General features: G+C 59.7%; 18 protein-coding genes. 3 read left to right on the plus strand and 15 right to left on the minus strand.

Annotation, left to right across the window (positions count from 1 at the left end; genetic code table 11):
- Positions 1–9 precede the first annotated feature (9 nt).
- The gene (locus NCHU2750_RS23595; protein WP_502703873.1) at positions 10–1,026 is read right to left on the minus strand and encodes an ABC transporter substrate-binding protein; all 1,017 of its coding nucleotides are present in this window, start codon (positions 1,024–1,026) and stop codon (positions 10–12) included.
- Positions 1,027–1,256: 230 nt separating this feature from the next.
- Between NCHU2750_RS23595 and NCHU2750_RS23600 the strand changes: the two genes are divergently transcribed.
- Positions 1,257–3,575 carry a heavy metal translocating P-type ATPase gene (locus tag NCHU2750_RS23600; protein WP_119944185.1) on the plus strand — a complete coding sequence of 773 codons (2,319 nt, stop codon included), beginning with the start codon at positions 1,257–1,259 and terminating at the stop codon, positions 3,573–3,575.
- Between the two features lie 4 nt (positions 3,576–3,579).
- Here the strand turns inward: NCHU2750_RS23600 and NCHU2750_RS23605 are convergent, their stop codons facing one another.
- Positions 3,580–5,007, minus strand: coding sequence for a sensor domain-containing diguanylate cyclase (locus tag NCHU2750_RS23605; RefSeq protein ID WP_119944186.1), 1,428 nt, complete (start codon positions 5,005–5,007; stop codon positions 3,580–3,582).
- A 324-nt stretch (positions 5,008–5,331) separates the two neighbouring features.
- Between NCHU2750_RS23605 and NCHU2750_RS23610 the strand changes: the two genes are divergently transcribed.
- Positions 5,332–6,459, plus strand: a complete 1,128-nt coding sequence (locus tag NCHU2750_RS23610; protein ID WP_119944187.1) for a glycoside hydrolase family 25 protein — start codon at positions 5,332–5,334, stop codon at positions 6,457–6,459.
- 191 nt (positions 6,460–6,650) lie between these two features.
- Here the strand turns inward: NCHU2750_RS23610 and NCHU2750_RS23615 are convergent, their stop codons facing one another.
- The 6 genes from NCHU2750_RS23615 to NCHU2750_RS23640 all read right to left on the minus strand — a co-directional run bounded on the left by NCHU2750_RS23615 (position 6,651) and on the right by NCHU2750_RS23640 (position 11,668).
- Positions 6,651–7,718 (minus strand): HlyD family secretion protein, encoded by a 1,068-nt coding sequence (locus NCHU2750_RS23615; protein ID WP_119944188.1) that lies wholly within the window; start codon positions 7,716–7,718, stop codon positions 6,651–6,653.
- Between the two features lie 37 nt (positions 7,719–7,755).
- The gene (locus tag NCHU2750_RS23620; RefSeq protein ID WP_119944189.1) at positions 7,756–9,435 is read right to left on the minus strand and encodes an MFS transporter; all 1,680 of its coding nucleotides are present in this window, start codon (positions 9,433–9,435) and stop codon (positions 7,756–7,758) included.
- Positions 9,422–9,928, minus strand: coding sequence for a MarR family winged helix-turn-helix transcriptional regulator (locus NCHU2750_RS23625; RefSeq protein WP_119944190.1), 507 nt, complete (start codon positions 9,926–9,928; stop codon positions 9,422–9,424). Before NCHU2750_RS23625 ends, NCHU2750_RS23620 begins: the two co-directional genes overlap by 14 nt.
- Positions 9,929–10,083: 155 nt before the next feature.
- On the minus strand, positions 10,084–10,314 hold the full coding sequence (locus NCHU2750_RS23630; RefSeq protein ID WP_119944191.1) for a hypothetical protein: 231 nt from the start codon (positions 10,312–10,314) through the stop codon (positions 10,084–10,086).
- A gap of 71 nt (positions 10,315–10,385) precedes the next feature.
- Entirely contained in the window at positions 10,386–11,165 is a 780-nt protein-coding gene (locus tag NCHU2750_RS23635) for an SDR family oxidoreductase (RefSeq protein WP_119944192.1), read from the minus strand.
- Between the two features lie 65 nt (positions 11,166–11,230).
- Positions 11,231–11,668, minus strand: coding sequence for an HD domain-containing protein (locus NCHU2750_RS23640; protein WP_119944193.1), 438 nt, complete (start codon positions 11,666–11,668; stop codon positions 11,231–11,233).
- A 257-nt stretch (positions 11,669–11,925) separates the two neighbouring features.
- Here NCHU2750_RS23640 and NCHU2750_RS23645 point away from each other — a divergent pair, with 257 nt between their 5' ends.
- On the plus strand, positions 11,926–12,510 hold the full coding sequence (locus NCHU2750_RS23645; RefSeq protein ID WP_119944194.1) for a TetR/AcrR family transcriptional regulator: 585 nt from the start codon (positions 11,926–11,928) through the stop codon (positions 12,508–12,510).
- A 127-nt stretch (positions 12,511–12,637) separates the two neighbouring features.
- Here NCHU2750_RS23645 and NCHU2750_RS23650 read toward each other — a convergent pair whose 3' ends face one another.
- The 7 genes from NCHU2750_RS23650 to NCHU2750_RS23680 form a co-directional block, all read right to left on the minus strand.
- Positions 12,638–13,618 (minus strand): alpha/beta fold hydrolase, encoded by a 981-nt coding sequence (locus NCHU2750_RS23650; protein ID WP_119944195.1) that lies wholly within the window; start codon positions 13,616–13,618, stop codon positions 12,638–12,640.
- A 167-nt stretch (positions 13,619–13,785) separates the two neighbouring features.
- A complete protein-coding gene (locus NCHU2750_RS23655) occupies positions 13,786–15,396 on the minus strand; it encodes an MFS transporter (RefSeq protein WP_119944196.1) in 1,611 nt (536 codons plus the stop codon).
- A complete protein-coding gene (locus NCHU2750_RS23660) occupies positions 15,393–15,836 on the minus strand; it encodes a DoxX family protein (protein ID WP_119944197.1) in 444 nt (147 codons plus the stop codon). Before NCHU2750_RS23660 ends, NCHU2750_RS23655 begins: the two co-directional genes overlap by 4 nt.
- Positions 15,837–16,037: 201 nt before the next feature.
- Positions 16,038–17,915: an amidohydrolase gene (locus tag NCHU2750_RS23665; protein ID WP_119944198.1), complete on the minus strand. Its 1,878-nt coding sequence runs from the start codon at positions 17,913–17,915 to the stop codon at positions 16,038–16,040.
- Between the two features lie 83 nt (positions 17,916–17,998).
- Entirely contained in the window at positions 17,999–18,289 is a 291-nt protein-coding gene (locus NCHU2750_RS23670) for a XapX domain-containing protein (RefSeq protein WP_119944199.1), read from the minus strand.
- 84 nt (positions 18,290–18,373) lie between these two features.
- A complete protein-coding gene (locus NCHU2750_RS23675; RefSeq protein ID WP_119944200.1) occupies positions 18,374–19,063 on the minus strand; it encodes a hydrolase in 690 nt (229 codons plus the stop codon).
- A gap of 487 nt (positions 19,064–19,550) precedes the next feature.
- Complete coding sequence (locus NCHU2750_RS23680; protein WP_502703867.1) at positions 19,551–20,462, minus strand: helix-turn-helix domain-containing protein; 912 nt, start codon at positions 20,460–20,462, stop codon at positions 19,551–19,553.
- Positions 20,463–20,563 lie beyond the last annotated feature (101 nt).

A 20,563-nucleotide genomic window follows, 5' to 3' on the forward strand; every position in this document is an offset into this window, starting at 1 on the left:
ATCACGACTTCATTGTGAGAACAACTCGTTCCACTGGTCGATCCAGTCAGCCTTGGCCTCGTTCATCTTGTGGTAGTCTAAGAGCGACAGGCTGCCCACCTGTTCGGGGCCATAGGTCCAGATCTTCGCCTGTTCCGGGGTCAGTTGCACCTTGGTATTGATCGGCGCATCTACACCCTGTTCGGCTTCCTTTTGCTGAACGTCTTTAGATAGGATGAAATTGATGAACTGGTAGGCGAGGTCGACGTTCTGGGAACCCTTGGGGATGTTCACGGTGTTGAGTGTCGCGATGTCGCCTTCCTTGAGCTTGGCCCAGACCATGGTCGGAACCGCCGCCTGCATGGAGGCGAGGGTGAAATCCTGGGCCAGCGCCACACGCACTTCGCCGGTGGAGATCAGGTTTACCAGTTCCGAGCCGGTATTGTAGTTCTTCACGACATTGGGTTTCAGCTCCTCGATCGCCGCGAAGGCGCTCTCGCTATCCTCGAAGGCATCGCTTTCGGCATGTTTGCCTGCCTGTACCACCACCATCGGGCCGGCAGTCGTGGTGATGCCCGGCAGCGAGACCGATTTCTCGAGATCCTCCCGCCAGAGCCCGTTCCATGAGGTTATCGGTGGTTTGACGGTGGCGCTGTCATAGACGATGCCGACGCGGCCGATCGTATAGGCCGGGCCGAACTTGCCCTGCGGCTGACGTCCGAGTTCATAGATTTCGGAGAGGTTCGGGATCTTGGCGGGGTCGATTTCGGAGAACATCCCATCCTCGATGCCCTGCTGCGAAAAGCTGTCCGAGAGATAGATGACGTCGACGCCCTTTCCATCGCGCAGCTTCAATTTGTTCAGCCTGTCGGCGTTGTTGCCGGTCTCGAAAACGATGTCGCAGCCGCAGATCTTCTTGAACGGCTCGATGATGTTGGCGTTCATCTTTTCGCCATTATACCCCCACCAGGAAATGGTGATTGTCTTCGTTTGGGCCTGAGCCGTCACGGAGGTTGCGATCGCGGTGATTGCGGCAATCGCAGTGATACGAAGGAAAAGAGACACGTTCACGGGATGGGTACCTCTCGCAGAAACGATTGACCGGCTGAGCCGGGTCTTGCGGCAAGTCTATTTTTGCCTATCGCCGGCGGCAAGCCCGTTTGCCTTGTGCTCCACATGCGTAATGGTCGGCCTGCGATTTTTCTTCCTCTGGGTCTTGCAGCTCTAGTGACTAGAGGTCTTAAAGAAAAGACTCGATGCGAAAGGCGGAGAGTGAAATGTCCCCTGATGTAACCCAAGATCAGAGCTCAAACCAAGTGCGCTACAAGGTTGGCGGCATGGATTGCGCCAGCTGTGCTGCCAAGATCGATACGGCGGTCCGCCGTATGCCGGGTGTGAGAGACGTGGCTGTGTCAGTGTCGGCCGCAACAATGACGGTCGATCACGACGGCAGCACGGATTTCGGTGCCGTTGAAAAGAAGATTGCGGGTCTCGGCTATACGCTGAGGGCATTGGGGCGCAAGGCTACGGTGCCGCAGGCCTATACACATAATCATCACCACGAACATGGCCCCGGCTGCGTTCATGATCATCACCAGCATGACCACAGCGGCTCACATGGAGGGAGGCACGACCATGCACACCACCATGATGGCAGCCACGATCACGCGGGTCACAGCCATGCTGATCGCGATGCCGAGGAGATCGAGGGGTTGCATGGCCATGACCATGGAGCAATGGAGGGTCCCTGGTGGAAATCGCAAAAGGGTCGGTTGACGATTGCCGCTGGACTTGCATTTGCTCTGGCCTATGGGCTCGGCCATCTTTTGCCGGCGTATGAGAGCTATCTTTTCATTGTCGCGATTCTGATCGGCCTTGTGCCGATCGCGCGCCGGGCGATCATGGCAGCGCTTGCCGGTACGCCATTCTCGATCGAGATGCTGATGACGATCGCGGCTGTCGGCGCCGTGGTCATCAATGCTGCAGAGGAGGCTGCCGCAGTCGTATTTCTGTTCCTGGTCGGCGAGCTGCTGGAGGGCGTTGCTGCCGGCAGGGCGCGGGCAAGTATCCAGGGCCTGACCGCGCTGGTGCCCAAAACCGCCCTGCTGGAAGAGGGCGGCAAGACCCGTGAGGTACCGGCTGAGGAACTGACGGTCGATACGATCATCCTCGTGCGTCCGGGCGACCGGATTTCGGCCGATGGCCTTATCCTGTCGGGCGACAGCGCAATCGACGAGGCGCCGGTGACAGGCGAAAGCACACCTGTTCGCAAGGGCGAGGGGGGAAAGGTTTTTGCCGGTACGATCAATGGCGACGCAGCCTTGCGCGTGAAGGTGACGGCTGCAGCTCAAGACAACACGATCGCTCGTGTCGTGCGGCTGGTCGAGGAAGCACAGGAGAAGAAAGCGCCGACGGAACGCTTTATCGATCGCTTCTCCCGATACTACACACCGGGTGTCGTGGCTGTGGCGGCCCTCGTTGCGATCCTCCCACCGCTTATCGCAGGTGCGGACTGGAGCGAGTGGATCTACAAGGGGCTGGCTATCCTGCTGATCGGCTGCCCCTGTGCTCTGGTGATCTCGACCCCGGCGGCCATCGCTGCCTCCCTCTCGGCAGGTGCGCGGCGCGGTCTGCTTTTGAAGGGTGGTGCTGTGCTGGAAATGCTCGGCAAGCTTACGGCGGTCGCGCTGGACAAGACCGGCACACTGACATCGGGAAAACCGCAGGTGACGGACGTCATCGCGTTCGGTCGCAATGCCGAGGATGTCCTCCGTCTTTCGGCAGCACTCGAGACGGGGTCGAGCCACCCGCTCGCGCTTGCGGTGTTGGCCAAGGCGGACGAGGAAGAGGTCGATATTCCGGTCGCAACGGATACGAGAGCGATTGGCGGCAAAGGCGTTGCCGCTGTCGTCGAGGGAGCCGAGTTGTTTCTCGGTTCGCCAAAGGCTGCTGCAGAGCGCGTAGCCTTGCCGATGGCGCATGCGCGTCGCCTCGCGGGCCTGAACGACGAGGGCAAGACCGTCTCCGTGTTGGTTGTCGATGGCCTTTTGGCCGGAGCAATCGCCATGCGTGATGAGCCGCGTGCCGACGCAAAGGCTGGACTGCAGGCACTCGCCGACGCCGGTGTGAAGACCGTGATGCTGACGGGAGACAATGCTCGCACGGCAGCGGCGATCGGGGCAGATCTCGGCATAGAGGTACGCGCCGAACTGATGCCGGAAGACAAGCAGCGCATCGTCGGAGAGCTGCAGCGTGAAGGCTTCGTCGTCGGCAAGGTTGGTGACGGGATCAACGACGCGCCGGCTCTTGCAGCTGCCGATGTCGGGGTCGCCATGGGCGGTGGTACCGACGTGGCGCTGGAGACGGCCGATGCCGCAGTGCTCCATGGTCGCGTATCGGACATCGCCGGCATGATCGATCTCTCCAGGCGGACGATGCGGAATATCCATCAGAACATTGCGATTGCTCTCGGTCTGAAGGCGGTATTCCTGGTGACGACCATCATCGGCATCACGGGACTGTGGCCGGCAATCCTTGCAGATACCGGCGCCACCGTGCTGGTGACGATCAATGCGTTGCGGCTCTTGCGAGCCTGAACCGTCAGGCCCGCTTGCGTCTTGCAGGTCGCGGTGCCAACTGGGAGGCGGGAACAAACGAACCCGACACGACGACGCTGCCGCGGCCAAAGGATTTGGCATGGTAGAGCGCAGCATCGGCGGCCTTGAAGGCGGTGTCGCAGGAAATGTCGGTGCTCTCTACGCTCTTGAGGCCAAAAGAGGCGGCGATCGAGATCTCCCCCTTCGACAAATCCATCGGCTTGGCAAGCGATCTGGACAGCCTTTGGCAGATTGCATCGGCGCGGTCTGCCGACATATCCGGCATCAGCATGGCAAATTCATCGCCGCCGAGACGGAAAAGGCGGTCTGTCACTCGCGCTTTGTCGCGCAGCCGTGAGGCAACAGCTTTCAGTAGTTCGTCGCCGACGGCGTGGCCATAGGTGTCGTTGACCTCCTTGAAGCCGTCGAGATCGAGGCAGGCCACGACAAGCGGTCCTTTGCGGCTCAATTCGCGGAACTCTGTTTCCAGCAGAGATCGGTTGGCAAGGCCGGTCAGGAAGTCGTGCGTTGCTGCATGGCGCATCCGCCTTTCGCGGGCAACGAGTGCACGTGCCGTGTTGCGTGACATCCGCAGTGTAAAGATGCCTGCGGCAAGGAGGGCCGCGCCGACCGTGACCAGCAGGGGCAGCGACCGATACAGCAGATCGGATGCCGGCGTTGGAGGGCGCCACGAGAGAACTTTCTTCTCTCCATCCTGCCCGACTGCAATTTCGGCATAGGCCCGATCAGGCGTCACGGACTCAAGAGAACTGACGCGTGCGTCATCGAGCAGGAAACGGGTGCCGAAGAAATCCTGCAGGCTCCCTGTTATGGGCATCGCGGTGATCAGGATAGGTGCCCGCTCACCCTTCGGCTTTGCCGTGCCGAAATCGGGCTGGAACAGCGTTGCGGTCATCAGCACCGCATCGTCGCCCAGCACTTCGATGCGGCTGATGCTGACCGGTTTCGGAATGCCCACAATGGTGCGCCCAAGCTCACGGGAGCGGACATCGCTGACCAGCGTGGATGCATCGGCGACAATCGCGTCGGCGCCTCTGTCGAAGAAGCCCCGGTTCTTGACGCTGTCATCCGTGCGCCAATAGATCAGCTTGTCGGTGTGATCGAGGATCGCAACGAAACGGGTGCGCGATGTGCCGATAAGCGAGGCGCCGATGTTGCGGTCCGTCCAATCGAAATCGAAGGCATTGTCGATCTTGGCGATGGACTCGTCCCAGATCGTCCACGCGGTCAGCGAGAATTCGATATCATTGATCCATAGATCGATATTGTGCCTGACGAGGTTTTCCTCGCGTTGGCGCAGGCCTGCATCGATTTGGGCAATGCCCACATAGGGGATAGTCGCCATGCCGCCGATCAGCACCGCAACAGCGATGAGAGCCGGGCCGACGAGCCTGAACTGGATGAAGCGCATTGAGGTGAAGACGCCCTTCGAAACTGGCTTAAGCGGAATGCCCCTACTATCCGACAGAACTTCTTACGATGGTGTTATCATTCGTAGTCACCGATGAGATTGGAAGGCGGCTATTTCTGAATATCTGTGGACAGGGCGCTGGGCGTGTGTGCTCGCCGGATATCCGGTTTCCTGGCGGAATGCCGATTTTATTCGCCGCTCGGGACAAGCGTCCCGTAAAGATTGCATTTAGGATTTGGCGGTAAGGTCCTGTTAGTAACGTTCCGTCTTACGTCCTGGAACAGGTCGACACAGCGGAAGCGAGTGTATTGCGTACGGGTTCACATGCGTGTTTCTGCTGCCGCTTCGGCAATCTTGATCGCCTGTCTCGGCGTGTCCGGCTGCACATCGAGCTCCAGCACGGAGACGGCATTGACAGTGCCCCCGGCATCCGTGAAGGCGGCGCGCGTTCAGCCGCCGGCCGATATGCCTCGGTCCACCGCACCGGCCGGTCCGATGCCGACAGCTCCCGGAATAGATCCGACGCCCGTGGCGGCTATCGTTCCACCTTCTCCGGTCGATGATCCGCGTGAACTCGCGTGGAACAAGCAGACAAGCGAGACGCATGCATTTGACGGCATGGCAACGACGGTCGGCATGCCCGTTCCTTCCGAGCGACCTGTCGCCATGTTGCGGCCAGCCGCGCAACCGCTGCCGGCGGACTTGCCGCTGCGTCGCAGCCGTGCCGATCGCCTGAAGATCTACGGCCATCGTTTCCGCGATGCAAAGCCGATCAATTTCGGCAGGGTTGCTCCACGCCAGTTCGCCGTCCATGGAGTGGACGTCTCCCGTTGGCAGGCCAATATCGATTGGCCGACGCTGAGGACGCAGGGTGCCAATTTTGCCTATATCAAGGCGACCGATGGTGGCGACCACGTTGACCCGATGTTCATGGCCAATTGGCGCGGTGCGAGCAATGCGGGCATCCGGCGCGGCGCTTATCACTTCTTCTATTGGTGCCGTACCGCCGGCGAGCAGGCTGATTGGTTCATTCGCAACGTGCCACGTGATCCCGATGCGCTCCCGCCGGTGATCGACGTGGAATATAATCACCAGTCAGACTGCAAGATGCGGCTTTCGACAGAGCGCGTGCTGGAGAAGATGCAGGTCTTCATGGACAAGCTGGAACGCTATTATGGTCAGCGCCCGGTGATCTACACATCGCCCGACTTCTATGCCGACCATCTGCAGGGACAATTCCGTAACTATCCCTTCTGGTTGAGATCTGTCGCGGCCCATCCCGCGAAGGTTTATCCCGACCGCAAATGGCTATTCTGGCAATATTCAGGCTCGGGCCTGTCGCAGGGCGTGGACGGCCGGATCGATCTCAACGTCTTCAATGGCAGCGAGAGCGGCTGGCACGAATGGGTGTCTCGGACCGGATGGTCTGGCCGCGCGGTGGCAGAGCGCTAGCGGAGCGCAGAAGGCTGGCAAGTCTCCTTCTGGATCTGCCGCAAAGATGGAGCGGCTGCCGGCCAGTCTTGGCAGGCGACAGGTTTATTGCCGATCACGCTATTAAGTTTCGAAAACGCCCCGCGCCGGGGACGCTGAACGGGCGCGGGGCGTATTCCGTCCGGGTCGTGATACAGGCAGGCTGATCAATGTCAGTCTGTCTGTGCCGTTGCCGTGTCGCTTTGCTGCGCGAGGTCTACGCGAGCAATCACCGACATGCCGGGAACAAGCTTGTCGATGAGCGGCTGGTTCGGCTCTATCGCGATCCGGACCGGAATTCTCTGGGCGACCTTGGTGAAATTGCCGGTCGCATTGTCTGATTTTATGACGGCGAACTCGGAGCCGGTCGCTGGCGCGAAACGTTCGATGCGGCCGTTGAAACTCTGGTGCCCAAGTGCATCGACCGTGAACGTTACCTTTTGCCCCGGCTTCATGCCGTCGAGCTGGGCTTCCTTGTAATTCGCCACGACCCATACATAGTCGGGCACCAGCGACGCGATCTGCGTGCCGATGGAAACATATTGGCCAAGCCGGCCGCTGACTTCACCGAGATGCCCGTCCTGAGGTGCGGTGATGCGGGTGTTCTGCAGGTCAATATCGGCCAGGGCGACCGAAGCCTTGGCGCTATCGACCGTTGCTTCGAGCGAGCGGCGATTGACGACAATGGTGTTCAGATCTTGCTCTGCCACCAGTTCCTCGGCCTGTGCCTGATGCACGGCAGCCTGGGCCTGGTCGTAGGTCGCCTGGGCCTTTTCGAAGTCGCTCTGGGTGGAAACATTGCCCTTCAGCAGTGACTGCGTGCGGTTATAGGCGGTCTTGGCGGCGTCGAAGGCGGCCTGTGCGCTTTCGACCGCAGCTTTCGCCGAGAATATCTTGGCTTCCGCGGACTTGCGGCTTTGCTCGGAATTGGCCAGTGATGCCTCGGCTGTTTCCTGACCTGCCTTGGCCTGCGCGAGTTTCTGCACATAGATGCGGTCATCGATGCGGGCGATCAGATCGCCGGTCTTGACCTTCTGGTAATCCTGCACCGGAACTTCGACGAGATAGCCCGCAAGCTGGGGGCTGATCAAGGTCACCTGACCGCGGACATAAGCGTCATTGGTCGTCTCTACCGATCCGCTGAACGGCGGTAGGTCCCATGCATAAAGTACGATGAGAACGCCTGCGATGCCGACGGCCGCCGTGACATAAGTTGCGATTGAGCGAAATACGGGTTTCATTGTCTTTTCTGTCTATCCGTGTGGCCGGCTGCAGGGTTCAGGCTGTCTGAGGGCTGTTTGCGGCGCCCATAAACCGATCTCGATTCTTCCAGAGAACGTGGAGCAGAAGCAGCGCGATGGCTGCGACCGCACACAGGAATGTTGCGAAGAAGGCATCGTTATAGGCCAGCACATAGGCCTGCTGCTGCACCTGCTTGGCAAAGGTGGTGGTGCCCTGGACCTTTTGCAGTGCCGTGTCGGCACTGGAATGGGCATAGGCCGCCGTGTACTGGCTGATGCGCAGGTTTACCAACGGATCGGTCGGCAAGAGCCTCGAGGTCAGGATGGCGGAGTGGTATTGCTCTCGCCAGGTCACGAAGCTGCCGAACAGCGCGCTGCCGATGAAGGCGCCGACCTTCTGGGTGAAAAGAAACACGGCGATGAAGCTGATGATATAGGTCAGCCCCTTCTTCAAGGCGGCGGCGAAGCCGACCGCCATGGCCGGCGGAAGAAAAAGCCCGCTGCCAAAGGCGAAGAGCGACTGGCTGATATACATCTGCTCGGGACGAGTGAGTACGGTCGAGTAGCTGTCCATAAGCGAGCCGATGGCGATCAGCACCAGCGCGGCGAGGTGGATGGCTGCCTCGCGTCCGGGTTTCATCACGGTGGCGCAAAGCAGGCCGGCAACGACGCTGGCAGCGAGGATCAGCCAATACAGCCCCGCCATCTGTTCGTTCAGCAGACCGAGCTGCTTGAAGAAGTTGATGGCGCCGGTCGACTGTTCGGTCAGCAACATACGAAACACCAGCAGAACGCCGGCGAAATGTACGATTTCCCACGAGCCTATCCAGCGCACGTCGATCAGATTGTTCTTGCGGTTGAGTTCGAGCATGATGCATAGCGTGCCCGTGACAATGCCGCAGATCAGTACCCAGGCGAGCCAGTTGACTTCCAGCCACCAGTAAAGGCGGCCCATGGTGAAGAATATTGCCAGGCAGCCCATCGAGGCGGCCAGCAATGCGTAACTCACATAGTCCATTGACGAGATGACCTTGGCGCGGGGAGGCGACGTCAATGGCAACATGTAAATGAGACAGAACACGACCAGTGCCAGCCCCATCTCGACAACGTAAAGACCCTGCAGGCCGTGAAAGTCGAGAAGTTGCGGCGAGATCAGTCCGGCAACCGGTGTGGGAAGCGACAAGCCGATCAGTGCGAGGCAGATGCCGATATTAAGCTTTTTCTCCGGCGGGAATATCTCAAGCATATAAAGAAAGGATATCGACGAGATGGGGGCGGCGGCTGCGCCGGCAAGAAAGCGCAGAACGATGCTGAGGCTCAAATCGTTGACCCAGAGATGAAGCAGGCTGACGATGACGAACGGAATGATTGCCAGCTCAGCGAATTTCCGGATGCCGTATTGGGTGCGCACCTTGAACAGGAAAAGACCGAGGCTGGCATTGGGAAAGAGATAAGCAGCCATCAGCCATGCGGCTTCATTCTGTGTGGCCTCCAGCGGACCGGCGATCTGCTGCAGGTTCAATGAAATGAGGGATGTGCCGAGCCCCTGCATCACGGCGGCCACGACCGAGGTCAAGGCATAGAGAAGGTTCAAGGGGAGCGGTTTTGGGACAAAAGCGGGTGGCGCTGTCGGCGGCGGAGAGGGGGCGGATGCTGCCGCGTCCACCTTGTGCACAGCCGCGATGTCAGCCTTGGCCGTGCCGTCACTCGGAGACATCGGCATCCTCCAGGCCCGCAACGTTCGACGATATCGTTTGGAGCAGGGCGATGCCTTGCTGCAGGGCGTTCACGTTCACCCCTTCAAAGAATTGCCGACGGATCTGGTCGGCCAACTGCCGGACGAAGGCGGCCTGCTCCTGGCCATGCTCGGTCAGAGCGATGAGCTTGACACGCCGGTCGCTGGCGTCCTGGCGGCGTTCGATCAACCCGTGTTCTTCCATGCGGTCGAGCAGCCTGACCATGGTTGCCTGCTCGACTTCAAGTTCGCAGGCCAGTTCCGTCTGCGTCATGTTCTGCCGTCTTGCAAGGCGAAACAATGCGCGCGCGCGGGGATAGGTCAGCCCGTGGGCTGTGACCTTCTTGTTAAAGGCTGTCCGGATCTTGCGGCTGACCTTGGTCAGCTCTTCCAGGAATTCGGAAGCAGATTGATCGCTATAAGGCATAGTTAGCACACTAAGGTTATTCGCTGCATTAATTAGCATGCGAACCATATGCTTTCAATCCTTGACGATCGGCAAAGCTGCTCCCCGCATTTTGCATAGGTTGTAATGCGGTCTCCTTGCGGGAGCATATTTCGTCCGTGAGACCGACCTTTCGGCCGGATGGAATTGCGGCCCCGATATCATCGAGGCCGCGCATGTGGAATTTAATGGCAGACCTTCGTTTCCTTGATGAAAACCTTTCCGTGACGGTAGGTCTTCACCCGTTCGACACGGCAGGCATGGTGGCGGGGATGCCCGTAGTAGCGATCGTCGACATGGTGGCGCATGGCGGGATGCGTTTCGGTGGTGACGACGACGCTTGCAGCCTGCGATGCAGTTGCCGCGGACAGAAGAGCGGCGAGCGAAACGACCGATGCGGCGATGATATTTTTCATTCTGTAAATCCTCGTTGAATTGCTCCCGACAACGCGTCCAGCGCGAACAGGTTCCAGAATGATCGCCACCTCTACCGAAGAAGCCCTTGCCCGCCGTCCACATAAATCGGCGTGCCGGTCACGTGGCGAGATTGGTCCGAGGCGAGAAACAGAACGACTGAAGCAACGTCTTCGCTCCGTCCTGCCTTGCCGCCGGTGATGGGGATGTCACCGGCCGGAAATTCGACGGGGACTGCCGTCTCGCTTGCCTCGCGTATTGTCGTGTTGTCGTTGATGTTGGTCTCGATTGCGCCGGGGCAGACGGCGTTGACGCGGACCCCGAACTTGCCGAGTTCCAGAGCAAGTTGCTGAACGATCGCAACCTGTGCCGCCTTGGTGGCTACATAGGCCGTCGCACCCGGTGTGTTGAATGTACGGTTACCGTTGATCGAGGAGACGACGACCACCGATCCGCCCTGTCTTTTCAGATGCGGCACGCTGGCATGTAATGTGAGATAGGTGCCGCGTAGATTGACCCTGACCGTTTGATCCCATTCATGCGGCTTCAGATCATCGATCGGTGCCCAGACGCCGTTGATGCCGGCGTTGGCGATGACGATATCGAGCCTTCCTGCCACCTGCACGAGGTGATCGACTGCTTTGCGCATCGAAGCCTCGTCACCAATATCCGCCTTGAGGACAATGGCCCGCCCGCCTGCTGCTTCGATGTCGCCGGCCGTCTTTTGAAGCTCATCCAGAGTATGCCCGAGAATTCCGACGACAGCTCCGGAAGCGCCCAACTTGAGGGCTGAGGCTCGTCCGATGCCGGATCCCGCCCCGGTTACAAGTGCTACGCGTGAGGTAAATTCCATGCGCCACCTTTGATGTTGGACGTGGTTATCGCGTCGCAACGAGAGGCGGGGCGCAAGGTTCCGCTTCAGACCAAGCCTTCGTGCGGATAGCGCTGGCTAAGAATACGCAAGCCCTCGGCAAACTTGCCACCGTCACTGCCCATCTGCCGCATCTGCCCGAGATTGTCGGTCAGATCCGCATATTTGACCGGCCTTGCTAGGGGATTTTCGATGGAGCGGCGAACGAAATCGAAATAATCTTCCCCATCACGCTTGCTCATCGCGTCGACGGCATCGATGACGTGTTCTGAAAACCCTTCTTCGCGAAGCTTTTCGAAGGTCCAGCCCGGCCCCTTTTCCACGACATCATGGAGCCAGGCGACGAGCGTCTCGTCCTCACCCGTCACATGCTCGGCCACGCGCCGCACATGGTCGATGAATGGACCACCGGTTTTGCTCGACTGTCCTTCGTGGGCCTGCATGGCGATATCGATCGCCTTCTTGAGCTGTGCTTTGTAACTCATCGAATCTATCCGCAAGCGGTCGTTGATTTGGCGCAGGCAGGCATAGCAGGGAGCCGGGCCGATGGCGATACCGGGCTTTCTTTCTTCAGGGAGGCAGGCGCCATGGGGGACGGTTCCCGCGCTCTCCGGACGAGTTGATTTGCCACGTCATCGCTGGCGTCATCCTGATGTCGGTGGAGAGACGGTGACTGCCGCTCGTAGCCAGCTTAGCGCTGGCCTGATTGACGGACGATCCTACTAGATGGTAGGCATGCGTCATGGATAATTTGGCTTCCACCTCTGATCAAATCCTCGCCTGCGCCCGGTCGCTGATCGTTGCCGGCGGTTATAACGGCTTCAGCTATGCCGATATCGCTGACGTGGTCGGCATACGCAAGGCAAGCATCCATCACCATTTTCCGGCGAAGGCAGAACTGGTGCGCACGCTCGTCAACCGCTATTGCCAGGATGCCGAGGCCGGCATTGCCCATATGCGACGGACTGCACCGGATCCTGTCGAGCAGCTTCGTCTTTATGTCGGCCATTGGGAAGCTTGTATCGAGGATGGCAGCAGACCGTTCTGCGTCTGCGCGCTTCTGGCCAGCGAGGTTCCCGTCTTGCCGCCGGAGGTTGCCGCTGAAGTGAAGGCCTACTTTCGGCTTTTGTCGTCCTGGATCACCTCGGCGATGGAGCAGGGCGACCAGCAAGGAACCTTACGGCTGCTTCACAAGCCGGATGTGGAGGCGCAGATATTCATGGCGACGGTTCATGGTGCCATGCTGTCAGCCCGCGCCTACGGCGATCCGGCGATGTTCAAGCTGGTTACCGCGCCACTTTTCGAGAAGCTCTCCGCCCGGTCTTGAGGCCGCAAAGGCTGTTCGCACAGCCTTGCCGCCACATTGGGTGCACCATACGGGTCGAGGCTAATGGATACGAAAAAAGAATGCGGCGATCGCTCGCCGCATCCTCAAATCAGTCTCTTCGCGAGCCTCAGGCCTTGATGAAGGCCAGCAGGTCGGGGTTGATCACGTCGGCGTGGGTGGTGAGCATGCCGTGGGGGTAGCCCGGATAGACCTTCAACGTGCCGTTCTTGACCAGCTTGACCGAGAGCCTGCCGGCGTCGTCGATCGGCACGATCTGGTCGTCATCACCATGCATGACGAGAACCGGTACGGTGATCGCCTTCAGGTCTTCCGTCTGGTCGGTCTCGGAAAACGCCTTGATGCCTTCGTAATGAGCCTTGGCGCTGCCGATCATGCCCTGGCGCCACCAATTCTGGATCACGCCCTGGGAGATCTTGGCACCGTCGCGGTTGAAGCCGTAGAACGGGCCGGTGGGAAGGTCGAGGAAGAACTGGGCGCGGTTGGCGGCAAGAGCGGCGCGCAGGCCGTCAAACACCTCGATCGGCAGGCCACCCGGATTGGAAGCGGTCTTCAGCATAATCGGCGGAACGGCAGAGACGAGAACGGCCTTGGCGACACGACCTGACGGCTGGCCGTGCTTGGCGACATAACGGGCAACCTCGCCGCCACCGGTCGAGTGGCCGATATGGACGACATTCTTAAGGTTCAGGTGCTCGACGACGGCAAAGGCGTCGGCGGCATAGTGATCCATGTCGTGGCCCTCGGAGACTTGTGCGGAGCGGCCATGGCCACGGCGGTCATGGGCGATGACGCGATAGCCCTTGGAGAGGAAATAGAGCATCTGGGCATCCCAGTCGTCGGACGACAGCGGCCAGCCGTGATGGAACATGATCGGCTGGGCATCCTTAGGGCCCCAGTCCTTGTAGAAAATTTCAACGCCGTCCTTGGTGGTTACGTAGCTCATGGTCTTGTTTCCTTCGGTGGGGTGCTTGGTGGATGCAGCATCGGCTGCGGTGGTGAACGGGGTAGAAAGCGCAAGGCTTGCAGCGGCTGCCGCGCCGGTGAGGAGCGCGCCGCGGCGGGTGAGGGGGAGGATCGTGTCGGTCATTGTGGGCTCCGGTGTCTCCGTCTCGGGATGGCGCGACGGTATGTGTCTCTGATGCCCAGATATTGTCGAAAAGCATCATAATCGACAATTGCATCAATTGTTTCGATTTAATTGCGATAATTGAAATTATGGAAGGGCGGTGTGCCGCCCTCCCGAAAGTGGAGCGATCAGGCGGCGTCCGGCCGGTTGATCGTCAGGAAGTGGCGCACCACCGGCTTTTCTTCGCCGGAATGATAGGCCAGAACCTTGCCCTGAAGATCTGCATCGGCATTGGAGACGCGCTTGTGCTGGCGCAGATGCTCGGCCCAGGATTCGACCATGAACCACTCGACGATCTTTTCCGGATCGGCGGAATCCTCGGTTACGCCCCAGCCATAAGCGCCGTCACGGCGACGTTCCTGCGACAACGTATCGAGTGCATGGAGGAAGGCTGTGCGGTGATGCTTTTCGACGTGATATTCGATGAGGATCAGCACCGGACCGCGGTCATGGGCGACAGGTTCGGCAACAAGCGGTTCCGGCCAATGGTTGGAGGGGACCAGATCGGCTTCGCCGGAAGGCAGTTTCAGGCGATGCATGATGAAGCCGGCAACCAGAAGACCTGCGGCGCCAATCAGAAGCGTACCGGAGACGCCGGCAGCTTCGCCAACTGCACCCCAGCCGATGCTGCCGGCTGTCATCGCTCCGTTGAAGACGGTGAGATAGACGGCAAGGCCGCGACCGCGCACCCAGTTGGGCAGAATTGCCTGAGCTGCGCCGTTAAGCGTGGTGAGTGCTGTGATCCAGGCGCCACCGAGGAACAGAAGGGTGACGATCGCAAGCCATTTCGGCGGTGCGAGCGAAAGGGCGGCCATGACCAGCGCGGTGACGATGGCGGCACCCAGCAGCAGGCCGTCCGCATCGAAACGCGCACGAAGCTTCGGCATGACCAGGGCACCGGCTATGGCGCCTGCACCGACTGCGCCGAGCAGGATGCCGTAGAAGCCTGCGTCACCGCCGAGTGACTGACGGGCGACGAGCGGAAGGAGCGCCCAGACTGCACTCGCAAAGGCAAAGAAGATCGCGGCGCGAACCAGCACGACATGCAGCGGACGGCTGGCGCGGGTATAGCGCAACCCAGCACGGAAGGCGCCGAGAAACCCTTCGGCCAGCGCGTCATCGGCATTCTTAGCGCGTGGCCACCAGACAAGGGCTGCGATGACGACGAGATAGCTTGCGACATCGGCGCCATAGGTAATGCCGGCGCCGAAGGCGGCGAGCAGCAGGCCGCCGGCGGCGGGTCCGATGGAACGGGCGATGTTGATGCCGAGCGAGTTGAGTGCCACGGCACTTTTGACATCCTGGCGAGGCACGAGTTCAGGCACGATCGCCTGCCATGTCGGGCCCATCAGTGCGGCACCAATGCCGCCGAGGAACGTCAGTCCGATCAGGGCGCTGACCGAAAGCATCCCCGTATGGGAGAGCACCATGAAGGTGACGCTGACTGCGGCCAGCAGGATCTGCACGGCGATGAGGAATTTCCGGCGATCGAGGATATCGGTCAACACACCCGCCGGAATGGCGAGCAGGAAGATCGGCAGCGTGCCGGCCGCCTGGACCAGTGCAACAGCGGTCGGGGAGGCCGACAGGTCGGTCATCAGCCAGGAACTGGCGACGTCACGCATGAAGGAGCCGGTATTGCCGAGCACGGTGGCCCCCCACAGGACGGCAAAGACGGGCTGGGCGAGCGGGGCGAAACTACCGCCCGACAATCTGGAAGTGGCTTTTTCGGCGGTCATTTGCCTGCTCCCTTGGTGAGATCGATGGCGGCGACAAGCACGAAAGCGCCAGCGAGGCCGAGATGTTCGAAGAAGGCGTTCTCCGCCATCATCCGTTCCATGCCTGGCGCAAGCTCCCAGAAGCGCAGCGCGACAAGCGTGGCGAGAAGCGTGAAGCCGGCCAGCGCCAAGGCACCGACGGAACGCAGGAAGCCGGTGATCACCATCGCTGAGGCGATCAGTTCGAAAGCGATGACTGTGGCCGCAAAGACAGGCGCGGGATGCAGGCAGAAATGGTTCATTTCGGCGATCGCACCGGGAAAGTCTGCGATCTTGGTGATCGGCCCCTGGATATAGGCAGCGCAGAGCGCCACGAGAGCGGTGGCACGAGTAGCGGGTGCCGTGACGATATCTGCAAGCAATGTGCCTGCCGTCCGTCTTGAAGACGCTTGGTCGGTCATGTCTGCTCCTTTCAATGTTGGCCGCCGGATGTGGCGGTGTAGGTCGCGGTTGATGGAGCGATATTGGTCGGAATGATTGTCGCCAACAATTGCATCAATAATTTCGAATTAATTGCATAAAGCGAAATTATATGAGCGTGAAATCAGATGTCGAAGGGCAACGCCTGGCGTTGCCCTCGGAAGCAGTGAATATCGATTGGTTCACACGGCCCAGCAGGAGCAGCCGAGCGCGCCGAAGAAACCCTTCAGATCCGATATCGGCAGTTTCGATGTCCAGGCGCCGGCATGGTCATGGCCGTGCACGCCGCAATCGCTGGCACATCCGCAGGATGCAATTGCGGTGCGGCGCAGGGAGTGACGTCCGGCGCCCTCCGGCTCGCCCCAGGCGGCGTAGCCGCCGAATTTGCGCACCGGCGACCAGTCAGGCATGGCCGGCGGAATATCGCTGTCGTCAAGGCTGGCAAAATCACCGGCGCCATAGACGATCTTGCCGCCGACCATGGTCAGTTCGGACGTGAGGAAGGTGATCTCATCCTCGGCGCATTTGAAGAAGTCCTTGTCCGGCACGACGAGATCGGCGAACTGGCCCTTTTCGATCCGGCCCTTCTTGCCTTCCTCATTGGAGAACCAGGTGACCTTCTCGGTCCACATGCGAAGTGCCGTCTCGCGGTCGAGGCAGTTGGCGCGCGGGTAAAGCTGCATGCCACCGACCGTCTTGCCGGTCACCATCCAGGCGAGCGAGACCCAGGGATTGTAAGAGGCAACGCGCGTGGCATCCGTACCGGCCGAGACGTTGACGCCCTTGTCGAGCATGCGACGGATCGGAGGCGTGGCCTCGGCCACGCCATGGCCATAGCGCTCGACGAAATATTCGCCCTGATAGGCCATGCGGTGCTGGGTGGCGATGCCGCCGCCAAGCGCTGCAATGCGGTCGATCGAGCGTTCCGAAATGGTCTCGGCATGGTCGAAGAACCAGTTCAGGCCCTCAAGCGGAATGTCTTTATTGACCTTTTCGAAGACGTCGAGCGAACGGGAGATCGTTTCGTCGTAGGTGGTGTGCATGCGCCAGGGCCAGCGGTTTTCCGCCAGAACCCTCACCACCTTTTCCAGTTCACCCTCCATCTCCGGTGCCATTTCCGGCCGTGGCTGGCGAAAGTCTTCAAAATCTGCGGCGGAGAAGACGAGCATTTCGCCGGCACCGTTATGGCGGAAGTAATCGTTGCCCTGCTTGTATTTGACCGACGACGTCCAGTTGAGGAAGTCCTCTTTCTCGGCCTTGGGCTTCTGGGTGAACAGATTGTAGGCGAGGCGCACGGTAAGCTGGTTCTCGTCCGAGAGCCTCTGGATGACCTCGTAGTCGTCCGGATAATTCTGGAAACCGCCACCGGCATCTATGACACCGGTAATGCCGAGACGATTGAGTTCGCGCATGAAATGGCGGGTGGAATTGACCTGATAGTCGAAGGGCAGCTTCGGGCCCTTGGCAAGCGTCGAATAGAGGATGCCGGCATTGGGCTTGGCGAGAAGCATGCCGGTCGGATTGCCATTGGCATCGCGGGTGATCTCGCCGCCCGGCGGGTTCGGCGTGTCGCGGGTGTAGCCGACGGCGCGCAGGGCGGCGCCGTTCAAAAGCGCACGGTCATAGAGATGCAACAGGAAGACCGGCGTGTCAGGGGCGACCGCATTGATTTCCTCGATCGTCGGCAGGCGCTTTTCGACGAACTGGTGCTCGGTAAAGCCGCCGACCACGCGCACCCATTGCGGCGCGGGCGTGATCGCCACCTGGCGCTTCAACATATCCATGGCATCGGCCAGCGAGCGAACGCCATCCCAGCGCAGCTCCATATTGTAGTTGAGGCCGCCGCGCACGACGTGGGTGTGGTTGTCGATCAGTCCGGGAAGAACGCGCTTGCCTTTGAGATCGACGATCTTCGTGTCGGGACCGGCAAGGGCCATGACTTCGGCATCGGTGCCGACTTCGAGAAAGGCTCCATCCTTGATGGCGACTGCGGTGGCATTAGGGTTGGTGCGGTCGAGCGTGGTGATCAGCCCGTGGTGAAGGATGATGTCGGCGGTCATGGTCTTGCTCCAGACGACGGAAAAGTTTTGGGTGATACTGGAAGATGGAGGCGGGGGCGGCTCAATGCTCCCGCTCCCTTTCATCAGCCGTCGGTCTTCGTCGACGACTGCTTGGCTGCGGCCAGATCGGTGGTGGTCGAGATGCCTTTCGGCATATGGCCGAACATGTGCGGCTTGATCTGGTTGATCCAGGAGATCGCAGCCGGCTCCTTGCTCCAGAAGGATTTTGCCAGCGGAATGATCTGCTCGCCGACCAGGATACCAAGCAGGCCGACAAGCGCGACGACGGGCGGTGCCGGCGAGCGGACATTGAGCAGGCTGTAGACGATGCCGACCAGAAGACCGGCGCCCAGGGACAGAAGATAGAGTTTCATTGCTTTAGTCCTCAAAGGGGGAGACGCCGCTCCGACGACGACATTCAGACGCTTGTCGAAGCGGGCCATGGATTTTCTGGAGGTTTACTTGGCCGGGTTCGGGCCGATGCGCTTGCCATGGGCAACGCGCTCGGCAGCGCCATGAACCATCGTATAGGCATAGTCGATACCCATGCCGTAGGCGCCGGAATGTTCCTTGGCGAGCGAGGTGACGGCGTCATAGGTTTCCTTGCGGGCCCAGTCGCGCTGCCATTCAAGCAGGACCTGCTGCCAGGTGACGGGAATGACGCCAGCCTGGATCATGCGGTCCATCGCGTATTTATGGGCGTCGGAAGAGGTGCCGCCAGAGGCATCGGCAACCATGTAGATCTCATAGTCGGGCCTGTCCTGCAGGGCAGACAGCGAGAAGGTCGTATTGCAGACTTCCGTCCACAGACCCGAGACCACGATCTTCCTCCGGCCTTCGGCCACGTTTTTGTCCAGGGCATCGCGGACATTCTGGTCGTCCCAGGAATTCATCGAAGTGCGTTCGAGAATGTCGTTTTCCGGGAAGACAGCAAGCAGTTCCGGGAAGGTGTGGCCGGAGAAGGAAAGTGTTTCAACGGTGGTGATCGTGGTCGGCACGCTGAAGATCTTCGCTCCCTTGGCGAGGCCGACGACGTTGTTCTTGAGCGTCTGGCGATCGATCGACTGGACGCCCATGGCCATCTGCGGCTGCTGGTCGATGAAGATAAGCTGGCTGTTCTTCGGGGTCAGGACTTCGAGCTTCGACATTTGGCGTTCCTTTTTCGGATGGGGTGCACCGCTGAGGCGGTGGGATTGATTGGGCATGGTTTGTCGGTCGTGCGCCGGGGGAGCGACGCGCGTCGGGAAGTGTTGCTTTCAGGTGGCCTGGGCCGGGTCTTCTGGGTTTAGCGGCCGTTCATTTCTGTTCGTCTTGGCTGCTGAAAGGAAATCTAGAACGATTTGGAATTCGCAAGAATTGCAATATTAATTTCGATTGAATTGCGAAATTTGAAATAATTGGCGTGCAGCAATGCCTTGTGTCACCGTTATGCCGTCGCCTTTCCCACCCGTTTCGGTGTGCGGAAAATCGCTTAATTGTCCCCGTGGGTCTTGTCTTAAAGTCCGATTGTTTGAAAGGAATGCAGGTGGGACTTGATAAATTACAAGATACCGCCGACCCTCAGCACACGGCAAATGGGATCAGTCCGGCGAAGCTTCGGATCTCCGGTCCTATGCGTATACTTAAGCTTGGCTGTCAGGCCATGCGGCGCCAATTACCGGGGGATACGCCGACGAAGCTGGTGAACACCCGGGTGAAATGGCTCTGGTCGGCAAATCCGCAGGCAATTGCCACTTCCGAAAGTGGCGTTCTCGAAGCCTTCAGCAATTCCTGCGCGCGAGCAACCCGTTCGCCGAGAAGCCACTTATAGGGTGTCATGCCTGTGGTTTCACGGAAGGCATGGATGAAGTATCCGCGTGACAGGTTGCAGGCGCGGGCGACGTCGAGAATCGATATCTCGCCGTCGAGATTTTCAGTGAGCAGGTTCTTGGCTAGCATTTCATGCTGCCTCGACAGCTTGCGCGGACGCAGAGACTGCGAGACTGAAGCGCCACCATAATTTTGGACGAGATGCGTGCCGATCGCCGTAGCCAGCTGATCGATGAATAGCTGGCTTGCTTCCTTGGGCTTTTCGAGTGCCGGGATCAACGCCCGCACCAGATTTGCAAGTACCGGGTCGGGCGATGCAGTCCTCGTTTCAAGCGTCGCTACGCCAGCCAGATCCGCTTCCTGTGCTATGCGGCGGAGCGATGCCGGTGAGATCTCAAGCAGCAGGAAATCGAATGGGCTGGTAATGTCCGCCTTGTAAGGCTCGGACAGGTCACGGATGTAAAGTGAATCCTTGGCGAACACGTGGGTTGTGGCGTGATGTTCATGAAAGATGCGGCGGCTGTGGCCCGGTTGCGTCGAGAGGCCGACGGCAAAGCCACGGTCGCTGGCCGGTGTGATTATCTGCTCGATTGCGTTCTCCCGGCTGCCCTTACGGAAGAAACTTATATCGGCGCCATGCAGGCTCTGGTCTTTGTACAGTTTGTCGAATGGGCATCCGAAACTGTCTGTGCTCGGATCCGCTGAAGATATCGTCTGAAGGATAGATTTACGGATCAAGGCGGGCTACTTTCTCTTTCAACCGTTCAAGGGCGGCATTCTACTCGAGGAGATGGCCATCGGATCTTTCGGCATATGTTTGCCCAATTCGATCATTTACG

Source organism: Neorhizobium sp. NCHU2750, assembly GCF_003597675.1.
Taxonomy (GTDB): Bacteria; Pseudomonadota; Alphaproteobacteria; order Rhizobiales; family Rhizobiaceae; genus Neorhizobium.